Origin of the sequence: Pseudomonas ceruminis, from assembly GCF_021602025.1 — a bacterium.
GTDB classification, from domain to species: Bacteria; Pseudomonadota; Gammaproteobacteria; order Pseudomonadales; family Pseudomonadaceae; genus Aquipseudomonas; species Aquipseudomonas ceruminis.
The window spans coordinates 13,761-35,420 of record NZ_BQHW01000040.1; the positions used below are offsets into that span (position 1 = coordinate 13,761).

17 protein-coding genes and 1 pseudogene are annotated in these 21,660 nt (G+C 57.6%); 5 read left to right on the plus strand and 13 right to left on the minus strand.

All coding sequences use genetic code 11. The annotated features are described in order from the left end of the window. Positions 1 to 10 precede the first annotated feature (10 nt). From L6D80_RS27870 to L6D80_RS27915, 10 genes are all read right to left on the minus strand, one after another. Positions 11 to 1,153: a hypothetical protein gene (locus L6D80_RS27870; RefSeq protein WP_176516874.1), complete on the minus strand. Its 1,143-nt coding sequence runs from the start codon at positions 1,151 to 1,153 to the stop codon at positions 11 to 13. Further along, positions 1,146 to 2,924 carry a BREX-1 system adenine-specific DNA-methyltransferase PglX gene (gene pglX, locus L6D80_RS27875; RefSeq protein ID WP_176516876.1) on the minus strand — a complete coding sequence of 593 codons (1,779 nt, stop codon included), beginning with the start codon at positions 2,922 to 2,924 and terminating at the stop codon, positions 1,146 to 1,148. Before pglX (L6D80_RS27875) ends, L6D80_RS27870 begins: the two co-directional genes overlap by 8 nt. Next, positions 2,921 to 3,172: a hypothetical protein gene (locus L6D80_RS27880; protein ID WP_236183089.1), complete on the minus strand. Its 252-nt coding sequence runs from the start codon at positions 3,170 to 3,172 to the stop codon at positions 2,921 to 2,923. The genes pglX (L6D80_RS27875) and L6D80_RS27880 overlap by 4 nt, the downstream gene beginning before the upstream one ends. Next, on the minus strand, positions 3,162 to 5,303 hold the full coding sequence (locus tag L6D80_RS27885) for an ATP-binding protein (protein WP_176516878.1): 2,142 nt from the start codon (positions 5,301 to 5,303) through the stop codon (positions 3,162 to 3,164). The genes L6D80_RS27880 and L6D80_RS27885 overlap by 11 nt, the downstream gene beginning before the upstream one ends. Then, positions 5,300 to 6,679, minus strand: a complete 1,380-nt coding sequence (locus L6D80_RS27890) for an SIR2 family protein (RefSeq protein WP_176516879.1) — start codon at positions 6,677 to 6,679, stop codon at positions 5,300 to 5,302. The genes L6D80_RS27885 and L6D80_RS27890 overlap by 4 nt, the downstream gene beginning before the upstream one ends. Before the next feature lie 95 nt (positions 6,680 to 6,774). Beyond that, complete coding sequence (gene pglX, locus L6D80_RS27895) at positions 6,775 to 8,709, minus strand: BREX-1 system adenine-specific DNA-methyltransferase PglX (RefSeq protein ID WP_176516882.1); 1,935 nt, start codon at positions 8,707 to 8,709, stop codon at positions 6,775 to 6,777. 84 nt (positions 8,710 to 8,793) lie between these two features. Then, complete coding sequence (gene brxC / locus L6D80_RS27900) at positions 8,794 to 12,465, minus strand: BREX system P-loop protein BrxC (RefSeq protein ID WP_176516884.1); 3,672 nt, start codon at positions 12,463 to 12,465, stop codon at positions 8,794 to 8,796. A gap of 18 nt (positions 12,466 to 12,483) precedes the next feature. Then, positions 12,484 to 13,059 (minus strand): DUF1788 domain-containing protein, encoded by a 576-nt coding sequence (locus L6D80_RS27905; protein ID WP_176516886.1) that lies wholly within the window; start codon positions 13,057 to 13,059, stop codon positions 12,484 to 12,486. A gap of 22 nt (positions 13,060 to 13,081) precedes the next feature. Continuing rightward, on the minus strand, positions 13,082 to 13,699 hold the full coding sequence (locus tag L6D80_RS27910; RefSeq protein ID WP_176516887.1) for a DUF1819 family protein: 618 nt from the start codon (positions 13,697 to 13,699) through the stop codon (positions 13,082 to 13,084). Next, positions 13,696 to 14,565 (minus strand): helix-turn-helix transcriptional regulator, encoded by an 870-nt coding sequence (locus tag L6D80_RS27915; RefSeq protein ID WP_176516889.1) that lies wholly within the window; start codon positions 14,563 to 14,565, stop codon positions 13,696 to 13,698. Before L6D80_RS27915 ends, L6D80_RS27910 begins: the two co-directional genes overlap by 4 nt. A gap of 510 nt (positions 14,566 to 15,075) precedes the next feature. On the opposite strand from L6D80_RS27915, the gene L6D80_RS27920 reads away from it, so the two are divergent. The 3 genes from L6D80_RS27920 to L6D80_RS27930 all read left to right on the plus strand — a co-directional run bounded on the left by L6D80_RS27920 (position 15,076) and on the right by L6D80_RS27930 (position 18,656). Then, positions 15,076 to 16,329, plus strand: coding sequence for a hypothetical protein (locus L6D80_RS27920; protein WP_176516891.1), 1,254 nt, complete (start codon positions 15,076 to 15,078; stop codon positions 16,327 to 16,329). 628 nt (positions 16,330 to 16,957) lie between these two features. After that, the gene (drt2, locus tag L6D80_RS27925; RefSeq protein WP_176516893.1) at positions 16,958 to 18,241 is read left to right on the plus strand and encodes an antiviral reverse transcriptase Drt2; all 1,284 of its coding nucleotides are present in this window, start codon (positions 16,958 to 16,960) and stop codon (positions 18,239 to 18,241) included. Positions 18,242 to 18,377: 136 nt separating this feature from the next. Then, positions 18,378 to 18,656: a BPSL0761 family protein gene (locus L6D80_RS27930; RefSeq protein ID WP_176516895.1), complete on the plus strand. Its 279-nt coding sequence runs from the start codon at positions 18,378 to 18,380 to the stop codon at positions 18,654 to 18,656. 142 nt (positions 18,657 to 18,798) lie between these two features. Here L6D80_RS27930 and L6D80_RS27935 read toward each other — a convergent pair. Beyond that, positions 18,799 to 19,182 (minus strand): annotated as a pseudogene (locus L6D80_RS27935) (DEAD/DEAH box helicase); the annotation flags it as partial. A gap of 116 nt (positions 19,183 to 19,298) precedes the next feature. Between L6D80_RS27935 and L6D80_RS27940 the strand changes: the two are divergent. Together L6D80_RS27940 and L6D80_RS27945 are read left to right on the plus strand one after the other, a co-directional pair. After that, positions 19,299 to 19,718 (plus strand): hypothetical protein, encoded by a 420-nt coding sequence (locus tag L6D80_RS27940; protein ID WP_054900882.1) that lies wholly within the window; start codon positions 19,299 to 19,301, stop codon positions 19,716 to 19,718. Between the two features lie 24 nt (positions 19,719 to 19,742). Then, positions 19,743 to 20,612, plus strand: coding sequence for a cation diffusion facilitator family transporter (locus tag L6D80_RS27945; protein WP_176516899.1), 870 nt, complete (start codon positions 19,743 to 19,745; stop codon positions 20,610 to 20,612). Between the two features lie 10 nt (positions 20,613 to 20,622). Here L6D80_RS27945 and L6D80_RS27950 read toward each other — a convergent pair whose 3' ends face one another. Next, a complete protein-coding gene (locus L6D80_RS27950; RefSeq protein WP_176516901.1) occupies positions 20,623 to 21,462 on the minus strand; it encodes a DUF6515 family protein in 840 nt (279 codons plus the stop codon). 120 nt (positions 21,463 to 21,582) lie between these two features. Beyond that, positions 21,583 to 21,660 (minus strand): integrase core domain-containing protein (locus L6D80_RS27955; protein WP_146146908.1); only part of this gene is annotated, 78 nt, incomplete at its 5' end.

Below are 21,660 nucleotides of genomic sequence, written 5' to 3' on the forward strand. Positions count from 1 at the left end.
AAATTAATCCCTAGTCGGCAGCGTCATAAGAGGCGCATATTCGCTGCGGATCCAGCAGGAGCTTGATTTTTTCTTCCTGCGCTGAAATTTCTTGTGAAAGCGTTTCTGGACAAATGAAAGAGTATTCAGGCCTGAAGTGGTATAGCCGGAGCAATGCGAGGATATCGTTTCGACTAAGGGGAGTTTCACACCACGGATTCAAAAACATGACGTTGCCATCCACACAGGAAATGACGGCAGCAGACATGTAAGGGCGCTCTCTAAAAAGTCCGTCTTTGTCTTTCTGTAGGTATGTGTCTTGATCTAGGCAACCATCATATTTGAGGCTGTAGCGTTCTTTTGGAAAAATGCTCTCCCCGATCTTTCCATAGAAGGCATGCCAAAGACCAAAGCAGCCAATGTACGCATTTTCTCCATGGGTGACCGACTGGATAGGAGCCGTGTCGCAGGTCATGAGTTGGAGCTTGTGCTTCACATCAAGCCAAAGAATGTTTTTACACCCAAGGACAGTCTGGTCATTATCCCTTTTAGCACCAACAACGCGCGCAATGGTTTGGTTAGTGGCATATTTCTTCGCCAAAGATGCCGATCCGGTCACCGGGCGAGAGATCACCATCTTCACACATCCATGCTGAGCGTCGAGCTCGTTCTCTACTCGATCTCTTTCTGGATTGTGTTCATCAGGGCAATAAACCTCAATATAGATATCATTTCCGATCTTAAAATCCGGCGTCTTACCGCCACGGCCTCCGCGCTCACGAATGTGAATAACTGAGCATCCGTGAAAAGCATTTGCCAAATGGCCAAAGGCTTCAACTTCAACGATCTTCGAGGCTTGGCTTGCCAACCTTTTGCTTCGCTCTGGATGGCCGAAGGTAAGCTCGGGATGAGCTTCGCAGGCTGCTCTTAGCTCGGAACCGCTCCATGCATCCAGACTATCGCCCCGAACCAGTGAGCTCAGTGCGTTATTGATCGACCGAATGATTCTCGAAGAAGTTGAGTTAATGCAAGGCTCTACTCTGCAATCTTCAAGCACATTAGCCAGGTAGCCATGCACTTGCTCAACTCCTTGCTGTTCAAATGCAGAAAAAAGCGAGACACCGAGTCCTTTGCAGCCGACTTGTTCCCTGAGCGCCGGAGTGATCTCAATCATCTGCAGCGCCCCCCGTTACCGCCTTCACTTCAGCCAACAAATCGCCAAACTTGCCGTAGTTCACCTTCACACCGTCATCCAGATCCAGGCTGATGCGTTGGTCAGCGTGGTGGCGGAGTTTTTCATCGAAAGTGGCGAGTTCGGCTTGTTGGTTGTGCAGGGTTGAAAGCTGCTTTTCCAGGGCTTTCTTTTCGGCGGTGCTGTTGCTGGCTTCGATGTCATTTTCCAGTTTGGCGGCGTAGCTGCTCAGCTTGGCACTGAGGGGGATGACGTATTCGGTGCGCATTCGCGCCAGGGTGCCGTCGTTGTAGCGGTGCAGGTAAACCAGGCACTCGAAGGCCTTGTGCTTGCCGGAGCTGAACAGCCAGTAGATGGGGCGTTTCTTGTAGGTACGCAGGTGGTCCTTGAAGAACTGGGTGCTCAGGTAGCGGCGGATGGTGTCTAGGCTGGCCTCGCCCTTCTTCGGTTTGATGGCGTGCAGGCACAGGCTTTCGGCGACGAAATCGAGGTTCTGCTGCAGCTGCTCATCGCCCCAGACCACGCGGATAAGTTCGCGGAAGCGGTTGGTGGCGTCGTCGGCGAACCACTCCTGGTCGGTGAGCGGCAGGATGGCGTCGTCGTCCGGAGCGAAGCGTGGCGTAGGGATCTGGCGCAGGTAGTCCTGCAAGGTTTCGTCCTGGCTGGCGAGGATCAGGCCCGGCTTGTCCAGCGAGTAGCGGCCCATCATGCAGCCGATGGCATAGGACACCAACTCCTCCATGGTGTCGCACTGAAACATGGTTTCCAGTTCTTCCTCGCTTTTGTTGCCCCCATAGCGATAGTGAGGGTTGCAGGTGAGGGTGATTTCTTCCAGCGGGACTCCGGATGTCAGTTCATCCTGCAGGCCATAGGCGTCGATAAAGAGGCAGTTGTTTTCTTCTTCCAGGCGCAGCATTTCCTGCGTCATCTCGCGCTGGTGAGTGCGAAGGTTTTGGTAAGTTGTCTCAAGCGCCTGCTGGCGGGCATCTATATTTAGTAAGGGGGGGGCGGTGAAATCCCAAGATGTTTCGAAGAAGTCCCAGTCGGATTGCGACAATGCAATATTTCTTGCGGCAATTTCACGCACCCTTGAAGTGGGGCGCTTGTAAAATGGTAAATTAAGGGCGTGCCCAGGCTGAAAGCGAACGGCCGGGGAAAGCACCTTCATATACTCCGTAGCCACCACGCTATTCAAATAGGCAGCCACTTCAAGTTGATCAATGTCCGCACTTACAAAGCCCATTGACCCTGTAGTATCGAACATATAGCCGCCATAAACATTTCTAACTGAAAAACTCTCCCCCGACACGCTAGACCAAGTTATTCCCGGCTTAAGTGCCCATTCCCCATTGTAATTATGCGACCTTATTCTTTTCGTTAGCGGGTCAATGAAATTAAGAATTCTCTCACCTTCATTTTCCCAATCAATGAGATATTCGTTGTTACCCGCCCAGCGTCGATATTCCCCGCCTTTTAAGTAGGCGAGCCATCTCGCAGCGTCTTTTGTATTCCCCGGAAATGATGATTTTGACAGAGAGACCTCAAACCACTGGCGTAAGAAAGTCGCATTGCTCCCAGTCGTAAGTCCCTCCCTAGTTGAGAAAAATCTTCCTAGACGAGGCAGCTTTTCAAAGTTTGTTAGAAACTGAGGGGTAAGCCAATACGCCACTGGATTCCCCGGAATCTTCATAAAATCCGCAGCTGAAGCCCGGTAGAGGCACTGGCTCATATCCTTGTTCTGTTCCTGGCTCATGCCTGTTCCCCTATGGGTAATGCTGCGCGTGCGTGCGCCATATCCTGGTTGAACCCGTCCGGTACGGGTTTGAAGTCTTTGGCCGGCGAGCGGTGACTAAACTGGAACTGGCGCAGGGCCAGAGCCTCGATCTCGCCGGTGATGCAGTAGTCGTGGTTGCCGTCCTTGACGCGCAACAGGTCGCGTTTCCAGCGGTCCTTGTAGGGGGCGCGGATGCGGCTGTCGCCGTAGTTGGGGCTAAAGCCCATCAGGATCTGCCTCCGGCTCACTATTTTCGGCGCTGTCTGTCAAAGAAGAGACCTGCTGCCAGTCATCAGCGATCTTCTGCCAGTCGACGGTTCTTTCCTCCAAGCCGCCGAAGATAAGGTCTTCTTTTAGGCCTTCTCCTGACCATACCGCCCAGAAATCCGGATCGTCCGATTTCGGTCGGTGATGCTCGGGCAGCGCATTCATCTGCACCAATACCGGCAGCTCAGATGCCCAGCCGAGCAGAATGGCGTGGCGGGAGGGGAGCGAGGGCAAATCGCGCAGCAGGCCACGCAGGTTGTCGGGCACAAGCTTGTGCACCAGTTCCTGGTCGCGGTCGTTGCTAATACGGTGCAGCAGGTAGCTGTTGCACTGGGAAAGCACGGTGGGCGACAACTCACTAGGGCGCTGAGAGGACAGCACCAGGCCCAGCCCGAACTTGCGCCCTTCGCGGGCGATCTTTTCAAATACCTGGCAGCAGATGGCGGCCGAGCTTTGGTTTTCCGTGTCGTCTTTGTAGCGTTTGATGAAGGTGTGCGCCTCTTCCATCACCAGCACGGTGGGTAGGGTTTTGCCATGGTGCAGCTTGCGATAGCGCTGTAGGGCTTCCAGCGTCATGCGCGCGATCACTGCCGTGATGATATGCACGACTTCGGCAGGCACCAGCGAGAGGTCGATAACGGTGACGGAGCCATTGGAGGCCTGGCTGTCGCCGATATAGTTCCGTAACCACTCATCCAGCGTCATGTCCTTGGCATCACCTGAAACGACCTTCATGCGATTGTCCGACAGGATGGTGCGGATGCGCATCTGCATGGTCTCGACGTACTCGGACACTCCGAGTAGCTCCGCCGTGGCTTCGAGGCTTCTCAACAGTTGATCGCCCGTGAATTGACGCGGCACATCGGCATCGATAGGCAGGATATCGGTGTCGCTACCCCCGAAGATGGCGTGCGCTGCCTGAAGCAGCGACAGAAGCTCGTCAATCTCGCCGCGCGTGAATTCATAAGTGGGGTATTGACCGCCACGAGCGTTGATTAAAACCGCGAGTTTGTCCCTAACGGCACCCAGTACCGTCTTTTCGTCGTCAGTAAAGGAGTCCTGATCGCCTAACCCCTCCTGCCATTTCTTGAGCTTCTCTAGGAAGTTCTTGGGATGAGGAAACTTCGCCCATGGGCTACCCGCATTGCGCTCCAACTGCAGAATGCTGACCAGAGTGCGCAGATAGCGGCGCATCTCATGGCTGGGTGTGACCGCTGCAGTGAACACTCCATCGCGAACGGATCTCAGCGCCTGTACCAAAGTTGGTCGTTGGGCCTTGGCACTGGCCTGGGTGAACGCACTCCACTCCGCGCTGTTCCAGAACCACAGGGGTACTTGCAGTTGTTCGACGCCTTCGCTGGGCTCAACGGCATAGACCCGTACCTTGCTCATGTCGCGGAAGGTATTGGCATACTCGCCGTTGGGGTCGAGCACGATAAAGCGGGCATTTGGATCCGCTCCGCAGCGGGCTTTTCGAGCTTCCTCCATCGACCAGCGGATCAGTCCAGCGACCGAGCAGGATTTGCCGCTGCCGGTGTTGCCCAGCACGGCCAGATGGCGACCAAAAAGCCGGTCGGGATCGACCATCACCTTGGCATTGGCAGCCAGGGGACTGGTGCCGATCAGCACGCGGCGGTTGTCTCCCGACTCCACGATGGCGCGCAGCTGGTTTTGCGTGGGTAGCAGCACCGCATCGCCGACGGTAGGGTAGCTCTCGACTCCGCGCCGGAAGCGGTAGATTTCCTTGCCGTCTGCACCGCTGCCTTCATACACCAGGCAACCCAGCGGATTCAGGCTCATCTTGCGCAGGGGGTATGGCAAGTCCACCAGGCCAAAGTCCTGCATCCCCTTGCGCTTGGGGTATTGCGAGCGCTCGATGGTGATCCATTCGACCTGGGCGACCAGGTGACCATCGTCGCTGGGAATCAGCACATAACCGTTGATGCGCGGGAACGGGCGCGGCGTGCCGGTATTGAGCGCCACGCCGTCAGGGGCCTCGATGTCTATCAGGACCTTGATTTCGTCGGGGGAGACGAAGTCAATGGTGCCGATGCGCAGGGAGTCGGCATAAGCCAGCGGTGACAGGCTCATTCCAGATCGCTCCCATCGAAGGCGCCTGCTTCAGTGGCGGGACGCTTGGCTGGGGCTTGCTCGGTGCCCATGCGCTGCTTGAGCAGTTCGCTCATGCGGAAGGTTGTCTTGTCTATGGCGGCCTTGGGCAGGTAGTTCTCGGTCAGTGTGGGCAGATCGGCCAAGGCGGGGCCGATCAGCAAGCTGATCTGCGACGGTCTGCCCATCTCCCGGTAGGTCTGCATGATGCGGCCGAGCGGATCGTCATACGAGATCACGACCAGATGCGTTGAGGGGATAGTGAGCATGTCACGAATCACGCGATTGATATGCTCGTCGCCAAAGCTGTAGCCGTAGGTCACCAGCGTGCTGTTTGGGCGGCATACGGCCGCCGCGAGATCACGAAACAGCTCCACGTAGGGGTAGTCGGCGGTTTCCCTGTCCTTGGCGGCGTTGGGGTAGATCATCAGCTGATGGGCTGTGGCCCTGCCAAGGCTCGGCGCCTGCAAATAGGGTTCGACGCTTTCAGCCCCAAACGGCAGGCCGATGCGGCGGATGTCCTTGCCTGCCTGCACCCAGTCCACCGAACCATGCAGCTTGGTATAGCGCGCCACGCCCTCCAGGTAACGTGGCTCGCCACGTATGCCGGGCGGGTTGTAGTGCATGTCTAGGTCCAGCCGCGAAGAGCGGAAGATCGGCATCAGGTTGCCCAAGAATCGATCCAGCAGGTGCAGCCCGGCGAGTTCCGCCCCGGCCTCGATCAGCCGGTCGTAGTTGGTGGTAAAGATGTTCAGTCGGTCGCGCACCCCGGTGCGGCTGGCAAAGCTCATGAGGAAAGTGACCAGGGTATTGAACGCTTGCTCTCGCTTGCCTTCTTCCGCCGTGGCAATTCCCGCTTCGCTGCTCAGAATTGACTGCGCGAAGGCCTGCATGCCGGTTTGAAGTTCTTCGCGCAAGTCTTCGACCTCGGAGCCCTTCTGCAGAATCTCCAGGCCGCGTAGCAGTTCGTTGGCAACGCGCAGCTGATCTTCCAGATTGCCCTTCTTGCGTCCAGCCGCTTCCGCAGCTTTCTCTGCAGCTTGATCGATTTCGGACTGATGGTTGCTCAGCGTCAGGGAGCCCATGCCGGCGGCGCTTTTCTCGGCGGCCATGTAATGCACCGCGTGGGTCAAGCCCGAGCCGGCCAGCAGCGAAAGGTGCTCCGACTGGAACAGTGACGTCAGCCAGGGTTCGATGCGGCTACGCAACTCCTTGTGGCCAAACTCTTCGGTGTTCAGCCAGGAGGATTCCATACCTGCCTGCAGCTTGAACTTGTCACCGTCAACGGTGAACTCAATAGGCCTATGATCATCTCTAGTTTTGAGCGTATTGAGCTGCTTGGTTTCTTTGCTAGGCATCTTTGGTCCCCCTGACTAACTGAGTTTCATCCGCTGACGTATCTGATTGGGTATAGGCAATGCGCCACGCGAGGCCGGGGGCCATAGCGTGGCCATCAGTGAATGGCCTCAAGCAGCATCCTGCTCTTCTCCGCCTCCGACTTGCCATCCACCAGTCGGATGTAGGCGCCGGCATAATTGAGGTAGGCAGCATTCTTGATGACGAAGGCGGTCGTCGAGACCACTTCGCCGCTGATGCTATCGAAGGCCCGCGCGCCCAGGTGGGCCATGGTGATGATGGTGGTGTGCTTCAGCAGCCACTCGCGCAGTTGTTCGTAGCTGGATAGGAACATCCACGATTGCATGTTGATCTGGGCGTTGAAGCCCTGTGGCTTGAGCAAGGCGAAGGCGCGCTCCATGAAGATCGCAAAGAGGTCCGACTTGCTATTGGGATAGGCCTTCTTGGCGAAGTCCTTGAGGTCGGTATTCATGCCCTTGCTGCCCATATAGGGCGGGTTGGCGACCACCGCATCGTAGCGCTGGGCGAGTATCCAGGCCTGCTGTACGTAGGGCAGCAGCGCTTCGGCGGCCGGCTTTTGCATGGAGTCGCCGGCACTGGTCAGTTCGCGCAGTTGTGCCAGCAGCTCGGCGAGGGGGGCTGCGTCCTCTGCGGGGACCTCGATCAGCGAGCCGAAAGTCTTGGCCTGGGTAAAGCGCTGCAGCGTGCTCCTGAGCAACTGGTAGCGGTTGTCGGCCTGGGCGGCGGCAAGGTTGCTCTGTTCGCTTTCGAACAGGCCCTGTGACTGACCGCGCTGCCAGTCGCTGGTCAGGTTCAGCGCCTGCCAGAGGCTGACGAGATCGAGGTGGCGGCTTTCCTGCAGGGCCAGCACGTTGAGCTTGAGCTCGCGGCTGAATATCCGCCGGTCGTCCTCGCGGGCGAGCATCATCAGGGCGAAGCCGGCGAGCTGGCCGGCACGGTCGTCGATGTCGAGGCCGAACAGGTTGTTTTCCAGAATCAGCTGCGGGATGTCGCGGCTGCGGAAGCCGCGCTCGGTGTAGATCTCCTTGAGCAGCTTGTAGGCCTCGACCAGGATATGGCCGGAGCCGCAGGCGGGGTCGAGTACCTTGATGGTTTGCGGGTCGATGCTCTCCGGCGTGCTGGCGGCCAGTTGTGCCTGTACCTCGGGCGGCTGTTCGCCGGGGGCGACGTAGTAGGGCATCCTCTCTTTGCTGTTCAGCGGCGAGTCCGGGTAGGTCTGCAGCCACTGACGGCCAAGACTGTTCTGCACCAGGTACTGGACAATCCAGTTGGGGGTGAACAGCTGGGTGGCAGCGGGGATGTCTTCGCTTTTGACCACCTTGCCGATGACCTGGTCTTTCTTCTCGCTGATGTAGAACTGATAAAGCCAACCGATGATCTCGACGTTGTGCCAATCCTCTTCGGGAATGGCGGCGACCAGCTCGCGGATCAGTGAGTCGGTTTTGGTCAGGTTGTCGGGCAGCAGCAGCTCCAGGGCATCGTCCACCGCCTCGAACAGGAAGGGCATGGCCTGGTGCAGGGCGTGGCACTGTGCGAGGAGCAGTTCGCGGTAGAGCTCTTCATCCTTGTTGCCGTCGAGCTTGAGCTCGGTGATACGGGCGTTGTCGAGTCCTTCGAGTTCGATGTCCAGGCAGTCTTCGAGGATCTGCGGCATGCCGGCACTGCCATCGGCGGAGCTGAGCACGCGGCGGCCGTGGTCGAGGTAGCCTTTGACTTCCATGAAGCGCAGCGCGCAGAGGCGGTTGAACCAGCTGTAGGCTGCCTGCTCCATGGCCTGAGCAAAACCCATTTGCTCGACTTTTTTCACCAAGGCCGCACGCGGGCGGATGATGCTGGCCGGGAAAGGCCGGTCGCCAATCAAGGCCAGATCGCCCTTCTGCTCCACTGGCACGATACCCATGCTGGGGATACTAGACTCGCGGATGCCAAACAGCGCAGCGCGCTTGGTCATCGCGGCGATAAAGGCGGTGCGTGCCTTGGGGGCGTAGCGTTTGACGTTGCTGGTGTTCATGCTGGCTTTCCCTAATTCTTCTTGAGCTTGTCTTGGCGCAGAGCTGCAGCCTGGAGGTGGCCTCCCCCTCCAGGCTGCGCCGAGTCAGCGGATACGAATTCGCTTGTCTTGCTTGATGGCGCTTTCCAGCTCGGCCTTGAGGGCGTCAATAAAGCGGTCGATATCGCTCTGGCTTTCCAGATACAGGCCATTGCTGAGCTTGTTGAATACGCTGGTGGCGGCGACCTCGACCACCGGTTTGGGCGGTGCTACCGGTTTAGGTGTGGGCGTCAGGGAAGGCGCTCTGTCTTCCTTGACGCCGCCGGCCGCGTTGGCGACCTGTGCGGCCTTGGCCTGCTCCTGTTGGAGTTTTTGCTGGCGTTCAGCTTCGGTCTGGATGGCGCGTTCCAGTTCGAACACTCCGTCGTGCAGGCGTTCGTCGGCAGTCTGGGTTTGCAGCAGGTAGATATTGGCGATGCTGGTTTCGGTCTCCAGATCCGCCTTGACCAACTGCAGCGGGCGCAGCAGACGGTTGCTCAAATCCGCAGTTTCGATACCGCTCTTGGCGATTTCAGCCTGCAGCTGGGCAATCTTCTCGTCGACACGGGCCAGGGCATGCTCGCGCTTCTCGGTGAGGATCGCAGCATTGATCGCCTCCACCGCTTCCACCAGGCCGGCCACCTTGTGCAGCTGGTTGTAGGGTGCGGCGTTCTGCTCGATGGCTTGCAGCTCAAGGAGGGCCGTGCGGGCCTTGTCGTCCTTTTCCAAGGCGGGCTTGTTCTTATCGAAGCGACGCAGGGCTTGCTGTAGCTGCTGCCAGGTATGCAGCTGATTGGTGAAGAACTCATGGAGGTCGCGGTAGTCCTCCTCCAGATCCAGGAAGTCGTCCTTGTTGTCGACCACGGACTTGAAGAAGTCGACGCTGTCGGTGTTGCTCAAGAGGCGCTGCAAACTGAGCAGAGCCTTCTCGATCACCTCTTTGCCGGGAAAGCGACCAACATCGGTCTTGCTCTTGTAGCTCTTGAGGTTGCCCAGCCAGGTCTCGAAATGGCCACGGTAATACTCGAACAACTCCTTCTCGCCGGCAGGGCCGAGGGCGTTAAACAAGTCCTGACTGAGATTGCGCACCTGCTTGAGCAGCACTTCATCGGTCTGGCGCTTTTTCTGCACCGAGATTTCCCGGCGCTTGCGGCTGTTGCTCAGGTAGTCGAAGGCATCCGGCAGCGGCAGGCTGGGGCCGGCAGCATGAAAGGAGATACGACTGGTCGCGGCCAAGCGACCGAGGATCAGCAGGATCTCGCCATCCGGCCAGCCATAGGGCCGCTTGCTGAAACGCTCGATGATGTCCGCCACCAGCAAGCGGTCATTGCCGGAGGCGCGCAGGGTGATGAACTGCTCGACTTCCTTGATCGCCTGCGGATTACCTTCCTCGCCGTCGAGGGTCAGGCCCAGTTGACCAATGTCGTCGGTGTTCAGAATGGCATGGAGCTCGCGCTCGGGCTCCTGCTGCAGCACCTTCAGGTAACCCAGCTTGGTGTAGGTGTTCTCCAGCAGGTATTGGCTGGCCTCGTCGAACTTGCTCAGGATGTTGTTGCCGGACAGTTTGAGGTGCTGGCCCAGTGCGTAGACTTCGGCACGCTCGATCAGCTCTTCGAGCATCAGGCGCAGGCGCTTCTTGCGCTCCTGGTTCTCCCGGCCACGGTCGGCGAGGATTTTACTCAGCTCGGGCTGGCTGCCATCGTCATTGAGACGGATGAACTTGTTGGTCTTCAGCCAGGTGCGCAGTTCGGTAAAGAACTCCTTGTTGTCCGGCAGCTTGAACAGAGCCATGCCAGTGGGCGCGTCGTTGCTCTTGTTGATGCAGCCAGCTTCACCGTGAAGGGCGTAATCTAGATCCAGCGGCGAGATCACCTCGACGCGCAGGTCATGCTCATAACGGCCTTCCAAGCTGTGGCCATCGAGATAGCGGCCAATGCTGTAGTCGGTCTTGTTGACGCTATAGCGGAACTTGTTCTTGTCCTTGAGCAGGTCCTTGTAGATCAGGTCGGCGAGAGCCTTGTTCTCATCGGACGAGGCAATCTCGGTGGCCTTGATCTTGCGGGTGATATCGCGCTCCTCGTTGGTGAGGAAGACAAACTCTTCGCCGTTGCGGGTGATCAGGCTCTCTTTCTCCAGGCGCTGCAGGGTTTCTTCGATGCGGCGACGCAGGGCGAGCTTGTCTTCGTCGACCTGCTCGATGGACAGGGTGACAAGGTTGTCCAGCGTGCCCTTGATCAGATCGACATAGCGAATCATGAACAGGGTGCGCAGGATCTGTACATCGAAGGTATCGAGCACGGCGTTTTCGCCGGCCTGGTCGATGGTGCGCTTGACGGCTGTGTCGAGGAAGCCTTCCACCGCACGGTAGAAGCTGTGCAGGGGTACCAAGGCGCCAATGTCTTTGTTGGCAATCGACTGGGCGGCCATCTGGAAGGCATCGAGCATGGAGCGCTCACCGTAGGCCAGATGCGCGCCAGTGGCGCCGACCTTGCGGATTTCTTCGAAGACCTTCTGCACCAGTTGGAAGTGGTACGGCGCAAAGGGATAGTTGGCGATGAAGCTCTCCGGGCCGTCGTAATTACGCAGCGTCGGACCGGAGCGGTCGAATGTGATCTGGTTGCGCAGAATGTCGCCCTTCTGCCCCCATACAGCGCGCAGCTCGGTTTCGGCCTCCGCTGTTTTGCGCAGCAGGCGCTTCTGGATCACTTCGTCGGTGTTGGAGCTGGACAGCGACAGGCGTGTTTTGAAGCGTCCGGCAATCTTGGAGAAATCGTTGGCCTTGGAGGCCGAGAGCTCACCGAGCACCGCATCCATGTCGGCCTGGGAGGTGACAATGATCCAGGCGCGGCCCTTGCAGATGGTGCCGAGGTTTTCGGTGATAGTCTGCAGCGTCAGCATCAGGCGGGTATCGCTGCCGATGAACTGGCCGACTTCGTCCACCAGGAACAGGACACGGTGCTTGGCCGGCTTGGCATCGAGGTACTCGCGCACCCAGTGGCAGAAGTTCTCGACTGAGACACTGAAAGTCTGCTCGGACTCCTCGAACCACTTGTGCGCTGCCTCGGCAGACAGAGCCAATACCTGTGCCAGGGCTTGCTCAATATCGTCCTGATAGAACTGATAGCCGTCGCGCTCCTCGGCCCAGACCAGACCGGTAGATTCGTTGAAGGCCTCAACAAAGCGTTCATAGACGCCACGCTGGGTCAGGTGGCGCTCCATGTGAGCGATGTGTGGATGGTCGCCGCTGAATCCCTGGTGTTCGTTGAACACGCGCAGGAAGACATTGAGGATCGGGTTGCCGGCGTCGTTGGAGCTCGCCTTGCTATCGATGTTGAACAAGATGACATCAGCGCTATTGGCGACGGCCTTGTCGATATCTGCGCGAATCATCGCATCGCGCACCTTGCTGGCATCGAAGAAGGAAACGGCGTTACGGGTATTACCCTGGGGGTCCCGAGCCTGGATGTTGGCCAGCAGGTAGGACAGGGTTTTCAGGAAGTGCGACTTACCCGACCCGAAGAAGCCGCTGATCCAGACGCCTACGCGGTTGGCAATGGAGGGGTCGCTCAGGTCGGTGCCATAGGACTCAAAGAAGCTGCGGAAGTGTTTTTCCAGCTCGTTGGTAACCACATACTCGTCGAGCTCTTGGAACACGGTGGCGTCGTCAGACTGGTCCGCTTTGACCACGCCATTGATAGGGCGGTCGAGTTCCTTGAAGAAGATGTCTTTAATGCTCACGGCAATCGTCCTTATTGATCAGGGCACCAGCTTGAACGCACGGTAGTAGTTGTTGCTGGGGATACGGTTGAACAGGGACAGCGACTGCCCTGAGTAATGGCCGGGGTAGAACAGCACCAAAGGCTTGTGACCGAGCAACGCGTGCAACTTGTTGAGCAGGTTGTGGGCTCGCAGGACGGGCCAAACAGAGCCCACGCCTGAAATCAGGACGACATCGCGCTCGGCAGCGCCGCTGTGCTCCATCAGGAAAGGAGCAAACTTATCCATGTGCAGAGGCCCGGAAAGCGCCTTGAGCAACGCATGGTCGCCCTTGGTCTGCTGCATCAGGATGGCCTTGTCGGTGAAGCTGCGCTGATCCAGATATTCGCGCATGGCCTGCAGCAGGTTGATGTGGGCAACCTTGAGATGACTGTGCTTCTTGGCCAGGAGCCCCTCTAGGAAGCACAGGTACTCACGCACCTGTAGCTCATCCTCGGGGGCATAGTCGAAGATCCAGAAGCCGATCTCGTTGCCAAGGCCTTGGCTCTTGACGAACTCCTCGGTGAGGATTTTTTCCGGGATCTGATTCAGCCGATCCTGTAGCTGCTGATTCATCACTGACTCCTTGATTCCGCGCCTACTGCGCAGCGGCGCTGGATACTTCCAGGCAGGCTTTGATTCGTTGTCGGTAGCTGTCGTCCAGCAACGCGCGGGCCTCTGGCCGGATCTTTAGGTTTTGCAATCTCATGCTGCGCGTACTTTCCAGCAGACCGACTTCAGCCAGCATGCGGTAGACGACTTGAGCCATCTTCTTGCGACTCGATTCAGTCCAGGTCGCGATGGCTGGATCTCGATGACTGCGCTCATCTAGGAATTCGCTCCAGTGGTAGGGCTCAAGCACCCCAGCGCGGGTAACAAAAGCATCCCGGACGACGGTTTCAATGAATTCGACGAGGAGAAGATTGCGCTCCAGGGCTGAACAGAACACCACTTGAGTGGCGAGCTCATCGTCGCCATCGCGAATGGCACGCCAAAAGGCGGCGTCCAACCGCTCCAAACGCTTGCGCAGGGCCTGAGCAACACGCTTGGCCGAAGCGGGGGTGCGTTTTTGAAGCCGGTTCTCTTGCTGGATGACCTCGTACCAGTGCTCGGCGCTGGCGTTCTGCAACAGCAGGTCGGCCACAATGCGAGACTCTCGAACCTGCAGCGAGCCGCCGATCAGGTCGGAGTCATAACTGAAAGTCTGCAAGCTCACCCCTGGCCTCCACCAAAGAGGAGAGGTTCAAGCCTTCTGCGATCCGTTGGTAACAGTTGCAGCGGATGCTCCCTCACGCGAGAAGCGTCGTCCTCGGTGATTGCTGCCTGAAAGCGCTGCAGGGTGTAGTGGGCCAGAGCCTTACGCACGGTCAACTGTAAGCGCCCTTCCGGCATGGCGAAGTCGCGCTCGACCAAGGTTTTCTGGGAGTCGCTGAGCAGCAGATTGGGGATCAGCGTTAGAGAAATCTTCTCTTGCCAAAGGCAGTCGTTCTCCGCCTCGGGCGCCTCTTCATCACAAGGCTTTGGCGTGCGATCAATGCGTGACAGAAGAAAATCACGGAAGTCATTCTGCTTGTGGCACCAAGCCCGTACATGCCAACGAAAGCCGGTGTACACCAAGGTATGGGGAGAAATGACTCGCTCGTGTGGCGCCGGGTTGCTCATTGAGGCATAGAGAATTCTAAGGCTGGTTCCCGCCCGGCAAGCTCGGACTACCTCACGCACAACCTCCGGTCGAATTGCACGGTCGGGCAACTGGACAGTGGCAACCCCAGGATGGGATTCCAGCACCTGAGCCATCGGCTGCCCGCCCTGACTCACGAGCATTTCCAGATACTCATTGACGTGCCCAGCCGTGAGCACCGGCTGAAAGCCTGCAGCTGGGACATAGCCTTTGACTGCGGGGTTATGAATGAGCGCCCCTTCGTTGAACTCCGTGTTGTACCGATTGATGTCCGAGGAAGCCTGCTGCCGAGTAATGCCAAACCACTCGACTAGCTGAGTAGTGATCAGACGCCCCTCCCAGAAAGCAATCAGCTCAATGGCGCGCAGACGGAGAAGGACTTCGTGTTTGAGATTGAGCATCCGCAAGGCCTGATCAGGATTCTAATCCGATACTGCCCGAGCGGAAGGGTGCTGTAAATAGACTTACTGTAAGATTTTTTACCAAAATTAATAAGAAGACTCCCAGCGCGCGGCTCAGCATTGAATGCCGGTTGCAGGATCTTCCTACGCGAAGTCGAAACGGCTCTGAATTTGACATCCGGCGCAGCATCAGGCGTGCCATACCACTTGCTTAAATCCTGCGATCAGACCGAAGAGCCGCAGATCTCTATGAAGCCCTGTACGGGCTGAGCTACTTCGACTTGAGCTATGGGCTGACGCTCGGCAGTGTAGAGTTGGAGCGCCTGCATCCAGGTCTGCGCGGTGCATTGCTGCTGATTTTCTACTTACTGGTCGACAGGGAACGTGCTCCCATCATTCTTGACCAGCCCGAAGAGTGGATCGTCGCGCCTGTCATAAGACAGTCTCTCGGATGCAAAGATATTCTTGATTACACAGCAAATTTTTAGGCTAAGGATAGATGAGGCATTGATGAAGGAATACGCTGAGTTTGAGATCCAACAAGCGTTGCACTACGTATGTTCCGCAGATAATCCGAAGGAGGCACTGGAACGCTTTCAGGATCATGTTGAGCTGCTAGGTGAATGGCGCATCATGTACGCGGCGGCTGAAGTCGGTGGGCCCTTTGGCTTGGTTCGGGAGCAGTTTTCCAAAAAAGGTTTCGTTTCGACCATGTTGCGCGGTAGGTCCGTTTGGATTCTGGACAAAACCTTCGCCTTGTCCAAAACACAGGTGAAATACGTGCTGGGTGGCTCGCTTTTTCTGGATTCGAATGCGGCCAGCTATATTCGCAAATTGTCGTATGCGGAGCGGATTTCTCCTGAACTCGACGCTGTGCGCGCGGACCTGCAACAGACGTTCTCTGTGGATGATCTCGCGAGGCTGAATTCATACATATACCTGTGTGAAGCACAGAAATCGTGGACACCCGAAACCCGTCAGTTTTGCAAAGAAACGGTTGCTGCTGTGCACGCACTATCCTTCGATAAAGCCCCATTGGGTGAGGGTTGGGGAGAGCGGTTTCGCACGCTTTACCAAGAACGTGCCGAGGCGTTCGCCGAGGAGTTTATCGACGGTTTTTCGCGCAATCTGGAGGCCGGGTTGAGCGTCGCCATTGCCCAGCAAGCTGCGGCCGCCGAATGCATGATTCTTCGTGCCAAAATTATCGAGTGCACCTCTTCTGCGTCACCGGAGGCGAAAATGGAGGCGCTACTTAGCTTCATGCACGATGAGCTGCGTATCTTCATGCTGCGTGAGCTAATTGTATGTGCCGATATTCTCTTTCATACCAAGAAAACAAAGCTTTCCGAGAAGCTGAACTCTGTACTGGACAAGAAAGACCCACTCCGCATCATCAATAACTGCGCCTGGGACCTATACATACTAAGGCTCATCGAGTCGCTGTCTAATCCACAGCACTTAGATGGCGTAGATTTCTGCCTGGATCATTTGATCACTTTTGATGAGGATTTGCTGGATGTTATTTGCCTGACTGAATTGCGCGCAGTGGCGGTTCATCTCGCCTCACATCGAGCGTATCCATTCTTTGATAATGAGTTGACTGGCTGGCTGACTGGCTTGATCGGGCACAAGCGTATGGCGAATTTCTCAGGGAACTTGCAGGAATTAGCCTTTAACCAGCGAGCGGATCTTAGAAGCTTGGAGAACGTGCAGAAAATTCTGGCGGAGGACCGTCTTCGGTTACTGCAGTTGGCAAAAAAGTAGGTGATGGTTTGTCTGACGGCGGCATTCTGAGGATGATCTGAAGTTGTCACTGGCAGCTGAGGGTTGTGGCAGCCTGTCACGAGCGACTGGAGCCGATCCGAAGCTGACGGTGGCCACAGCCAGAAATGGCCAAAAGCGGGAACTATCCCACCCCTATGAAGTTTTGGCACCTACCAGATACTTGAAGACAGAGCGCTTCCAACGTCAACGCTGTGGCATCTATTCCGTTGCACGGAGACTTCAGAGCACCTGACGCCTAGCTGAAGGAGTGCCATGCCTCTCGAAAAGGCGGGGGCTGTTCAGCTCAGATTTATGCTAGCCTGCAAGCGCTTCGGGTGTAGACCCGAAGGTGCATCACAAGCTGTCAAGCCCCAAGGCGGCATCCCAGGTGTAACAACCCAGGTTGACCAGCAATGCGGCCAGCAGCCCTCGGATACTTATCTTCATAGGTACTCCAAATGTGACGCTGACACTATACGTCGATCCTAGCAATCGCGGCGAAATCGGAACTGGGTGACTGAGACCGATTGGATAATGTGAGGAACATTTGGGTTTATCCGGCCAGGCGGCTTGAGGATTGCCGCCATCCTAAGCCTGGCCGGTTGGCTCGATACAAGGATGTACGCTGATGCCAGAAAATTGGTACAAGTCTCGGGGCTATCTGCACTTTGATCGTCCGATAAACCAGGCAGCAGCGCTGGAGATCGTCTCAAATCCTAAGACTGTTGCTAAGCATGCCTTTTACCCGTTCATTCGCTATGTCGCGCAAACACAGAAAGTGTTCTTCGACAAAAGCATTGGGAAAGTGGTCAAAAAAGCCCCTAAGCAGCGGCCTATTTCCTACGCCGCACACGTCGACAGCCATATTTATTCGTACTACTGCGACCTGCTGAACCAGGCCTACGAGGGACATCTGGCTAAGGTGCGGTGGGCCTCGGCAATCTTGGCATTCAGAGCCCTTGGCAAAAGCAATATCGATTTTGCTCGGGATGCGTTCCTGGATATCGCGGCGCGAAAGTCCTGCTGTGTCATAGCCATCGACATCAAAGGCTTCTTTGACAACCTAGACCATACGCACCTGAAAAATGCCTGGCAGGCGATTCTCGACACCAGCCATTTGCCCGACGACCACTACGCGGTTTTTCGATCCCTCACAAAGTATTCGTTCGTCTACAGGGATCAAGTCTACGAAGCGCTGGGCCTCTCCAAGAACAACCCCAAGCAAGGCCGCAAGCGAATTTGCGAGCCCCATGAATTCAGAACTAAGGTTCGTGATGGCGGCCTGATCGAAACCAACAGGGACAAAAAAGGTATCCCCCAAGGCTCCCCTATCAGTGCCCTGCTGTCCAACGTGTACATGATGGGCTTCGATGAGCAGATCCACGCGTATGTCCAATCCTGCGGTGGTTCCTACTACCGATACTGCGATGACGTACTGCTAATTGTGCCACTGGAGAAAGAGGCAGAGGCCAAAGCCCTAGTCGACCTACGCGTCAATGAGATAGGCCTGGAGATCCAGACTGCCAAGACGGAGACCTGCAAATTCACTCGATCAGTCAAGGGGTTGAGATCCGACCGACCGCTGCAATATCTGGGCTTTATCTTTGATGGGGCCAACATTTACCTGCGTTCATCGTCACTAGCTCGCTATCAGGACCGTGTAAACAGAGGCATCTGGCTGGCAGGAAAATGCATGGACAAGGTCAACGCCAAGCGAATTGCCAGAGGGCAGTTGCCTCGCTCGATGTTCCTGAAGAAGCTGTATAAGCGGTACTCCTACCTGGGCCGAAGGAACTTCATTTCTTATGGCTACCGGGCAGCCAGAGCCATGAACGCCCCCTCGATCAAGAAGCAGCTCAAGCCACACTGGAACAGGCTCCGCGAGCGCATTTCTGATGCGCAAGGCGAATGACATTGATAGGCCACGCTTCCAAGGCTGTGCAATTACCCAGGGAAATCAAGCTTGATACCGTAAGTGTTCCCCTGGGGCGTGGAATATGTTGACGGGAAGCCGTCTCCCCCCCTGCGGACATTTCAGGAGCAATACCATGACGATGGCCCATGAACGCACCCGTAGCGTTGTTCAAACACGGGACTTCCTACAGGAGCTGGCTAGGGACACGAGCCTTCCTGAAAGCGTACGGTACCAAGCAAAAAATCTACTACGGCATTACCCGACAGCAGAAGCCGTCTGGTTGGCTGGTCGAGTGGAAGAGCGATCCAAGCAGGAGCTTTCCCTATTGGCCGACAAGCATGGACCTCTACATCCGGTGTTAGTCAGCTGGCTGTTAAATGATCCGATGTTTTCTGATAAAGGAACTAGCTGAGTCAGACCAAATGGGGGCACGGGTACATTGCTTTACGTTGACCATGGTGAGCTTGTGAGGGCAAGCGGCGATCACCAGCCCATCAAACGTGATGAAGATCCCTTTTTTTGACAAGAATTAAGATTTTTCGTGCATTTAGTAATTGGTGGTACTCGTCAAAGATGACAAGGCCTACGCCATCCAGGGCAGGATCATCTTGGAGCCGACGAGCCAGGATACCTTCCGTGACGACTTCGATCCGGGTGCGCGGGCCGACCTTGCTTTCAAGGCGGATGCGGTAGCCGACCGTCTGACCAACCTGCTCACCCAGTTCGCTTGCCAACCGCTCGGCCGCCGCACGGGCGGCCAACCGCCGGGGTTCGAGCATGAGAATGGTCTGCCCCGCCAGCCAGGGCTCGTTCAGCAGCGCCAGCGGCACGCGGGTAGTCTTGCCGGCGCCGGGGGGGGCTTCGAGCACGGCTTCGTCGCGGTTTTCCAGGGCCTGGCGCAGGGCGGGCAACACGGCATCGATTGGTAATGAAATCATGGTGGTCCTCGAACAGTCGCGCGAGTATAACGGCGAACCCAGCCTGCTCTATCATGGTCTTAGCTTCAGGTACTGGCGCTTCGCTTGCCCTGCTGAACACCTTTTCGGAGATTTACATGCGTATCCCATCCCGCGTCATCGGTGGCGCACTCATCGTCACCCTGCTGACCCAGCTGACGGCCTGCGGCACGCTGTTCTACCCAGATCGCCGCGGCCAGATCGATGGCAAGATCGACCCCGTGGTCGCCGCGATGGATGCCATCGGCATCCTGTTCTACGTGATCCCGGGCCTGATCGCATTTGGCATCGACTTCGCCACCGGCGCGATCTACTACCCTGGCGGCCGCACGGCGCAGGTCGCCCCGGAAAAACTGCGTGAAGCGGTAAGCCCGGATGGCAAGGTCGACAACCTCAAGCTCCAGGCCATTCTCGAAAGCGAGCTGGGCCGGCGCCTGCCGCTGAACGATCCGCGGCTGATCCAGCACCGTGGCAGCGTCGAGCAACTGGCCAGCTTTGGCCTGGTACCGGCGGCCTGAACCGCCCAAGGACAGCACTGAGGCATGACCACCCCAGCTGAACACCAGCGCCTACTGCGCCTGGCAACCCGCGCCTCGCTGGCGGTTGCCAGCATCCTGGTCCTGAGCAAGGCCGTCGCCTGGTGGCTGAGCGGCTCGGTCAGCCTGCTGGCGGGGCTGACCGACTCGGCACTGGATGCCGTGGCTTCGTTCCTCAACCTGCTGGCCGTGCACTATGCGCTGCGCCCGGCCGATGACGACCATCGCTTCGGCCATGGCAAGGCAGAAGCCTTGGCAGGCATGGCCCAAGCCTTGTTCATCGGGGTGAGTGCGGTACTGATCGGCTTCCAGGCATTCGAGCGCCTGCAAACACCGCAGCCACTGGGTGATACCGGCATCGGCATCGGTGTCATGCTGCTGTCGCTGGGGTTGACCATTGCCTTGCTGACCTTGCAGCGCCGGGTCATCCGCCTGACCGGCTCAACGGCGGTGCGCGCCGATTCGCTGCACTATCGCTCTGATTTGCTGCTCAATGGCAGCATTCTCCTGGCCCTGTTGCTGGCGCGCTTCGGCTGGCCGCAGCTGGATGCACTGTTCGGCCTGGGCATTGCCCTTTACATCCTCTGGAGTGCCCTGCAGATCGCCCGTGAGAGCACGGGCATCTTGATGGACCAGGAACTGCCCGGCGACATCGGCGAGGGCATGACCGACCTGGTGCTGGGCATCCCCGGCGTGAAAGGGGTGCATGACCTGCGTACGCGAGTGTCCGGCAACCAGTGGTTCGTGCAATTGCACCTGGAGCTGCCCGGGCAGTTACCGCTGCACGAGGCACATGCCCTGTGTGTAGAAGCCTCGCAGGTAATCCGCGCACGTTACCCCAAGGCCGATGTGATGGTGCACGCCGACCCTGTCTGAGCCTCTCACCTCAGTTGATACTGTAGCCCCGCCCACTGAAGCAGGCGCCCAACGCACGCCGGTAGGTGTCTGCCACGTTGCCCGGCGGCGCATAGGTCGCCGTCGCGGGATCGAACCCGGACTGGCTCACCGCCCAACGATGGCATTGGTAGCGGTCCTGGTCCTGCTGCTGCTGCCCTTGCCCGGACATCGGGTAGGCCACCACATCGTACGCATTACCTGCAGGCGCCACGGGCGCCGGCGCCGGAGCCAAGGCAGGTGGGCTGACCACCACGTATTGCTGGGAGTCGGCCAGGTACTGGTAATAGGTATCGGCAACCAGGAAGAACAGCGCGTTCCCCACCCAGACTTCACGCGCATAGGGCGGCAGGTAAGCCACCCGCACGCCATAGGGCGGTGTCACCACGATGTAGCTACCGGCGTGCGGGCGGTACCAATAGCCACCTGAGTAGAAGTAATCCTGCCCACGGTACGGCACTTTCCAGTAACGGTCGGGGAAATGATCGACGGTGTGCCCCGGGCGGTACTGTGGCCCAGGCCCCCAACCATTGCCGTGCCCGTCCGGGCGCCCCTGCCATTCACCGCCAGGCCGTTGCCCGGGGCCACCCGCTTCCCACTGGCGGTAGTCGCCATTGCGCCGGGGAATGTCCTGGTAATAGCCTTGGCGCGCCGGCTGAGTCTGGCGCACCTCGTCACGCGAGTTGAGCGATGAGCGGCCTTCGGCACCGCCATAGGCGTCCTGTCGGCCATTGCCGCCGCGCCCATCTTCCGGGCCTTGAGCCAAGGCCCCCAGGCTGATGCTCATGCCAAGCAAACCTACACCGGCCAACTGCCAGATGCGCGACTTCATGGTGTTCCTCTCGGTAAAAACGGCACGCTGACAGTTTACCGCGCCCGTACCCCGGGCAGATGAAATCACGGTGTCTAGTCCTGAAATAGGTTTACACCTGTTCAGGTAGGCCGATAGGCCTCAAAACGCCCGATGCACCGCATCGGGCGTTTTGTTTTTCAGGGCCATATGGGGCCGTTCTGTGTTGTAGATCTGCAC

Excerpts from the sequence above, each read along its gene's own strand:
- L6D80_RS27870 (WP_176516874.1), bottom strand. The coding sequence starts at position 1,153 with ATGATTGAGATCACTCCGGCGCTCAGGGAACAAGTCGGCTGCAAAGGA.
- pglX (WP_176516876.1), bottom strand. The coding sequence starts at position 2,924 with ATGAGCCAGGAACAGAACAAGGATATGAGCCAGTGCCTCTACCGGGCT.
- L6D80_RS27880 (WP_236183089.1), bottom strand. The coding sequence starts at position 3,172 with ATGGGCTTTAGCCCCAACTACGGCGACAGCCGCATCCGCGCCCCCTAC.
- L6D80_RS27885 (WP_176516878.1), bottom strand. The coding sequence starts at position 5,303 with ATGAGCCTGTCACCGCTGGCTTATGCCGACTCCCTGCGCATCGGCACC.
- L6D80_RS27890 (WP_176516879.1), bottom strand. The coding sequence starts at position 6,679 with ATGCCTAGCAAAGAAACCAAGCAGCTCAATACGCTCAAAACTAGAGAT.
- pglX (WP_176516882.1), bottom strand. The coding sequence starts at position 8,709 with ATGAACACCAGCAACGTCAAACGCTACGCCCCCAAGGCACGCACCGCC.
- L6D80_RS27905 (WP_176516886.1), bottom strand. The coding sequence starts at position 13,059 with ATGAATCAGCAGCTACAGGATCGGCTGAATCAGATCCCGGAAAAAATC.
- L6D80_RS27915 (WP_176516889.1), bottom strand. The coding sequence starts at position 14,565 with ATGCTCAATCTCAAACACGAAGTCCTTCTCCGTCTGCGCGCCATTGAG.
- L6D80_RS27920 (WP_176516891.1), top strand. The coding sequence starts at position 15,076 with ATGAAGGAATACGCTGAGTTTGAGATCCAACAAGCGTTGCACTACGTA.
- drt2 (WP_176516893.1), top strand. The coding sequence starts at position 16,958 with ATGCCAGAAAATTGGTACAAGTCTCGGGGCTATCTGCACTTTGATCGT.
- L6D80_RS27930 (WP_176516895.1), top strand. The coding sequence starts at position 18,378 with ATGACGATGGCCCATGAACGCACCCGTAGCGTTGTTCAAACACGGGAC.
- L6D80_RS27940 (WP_054900882.1), top strand. The coding sequence starts at position 19,299 with ATGCGTATCCCATCCCGCGTCATCGGTGGCGCACTCATCGTCACCCTG.
- L6D80_RS27945 (WP_176516899.1), top strand. The coding sequence starts at position 19,743 with ATGACCACCCCAGCTGAACACCAGCGCCTACTGCGCCTGGCAACCCGC.
- L6D80_RS27950 (WP_176516901.1), bottom strand. The coding sequence starts at position 21,462 with ATGAAGTCGCGCATCTGGCAGTTGGCCGGTGTAGGTTTGCTTGGCATG.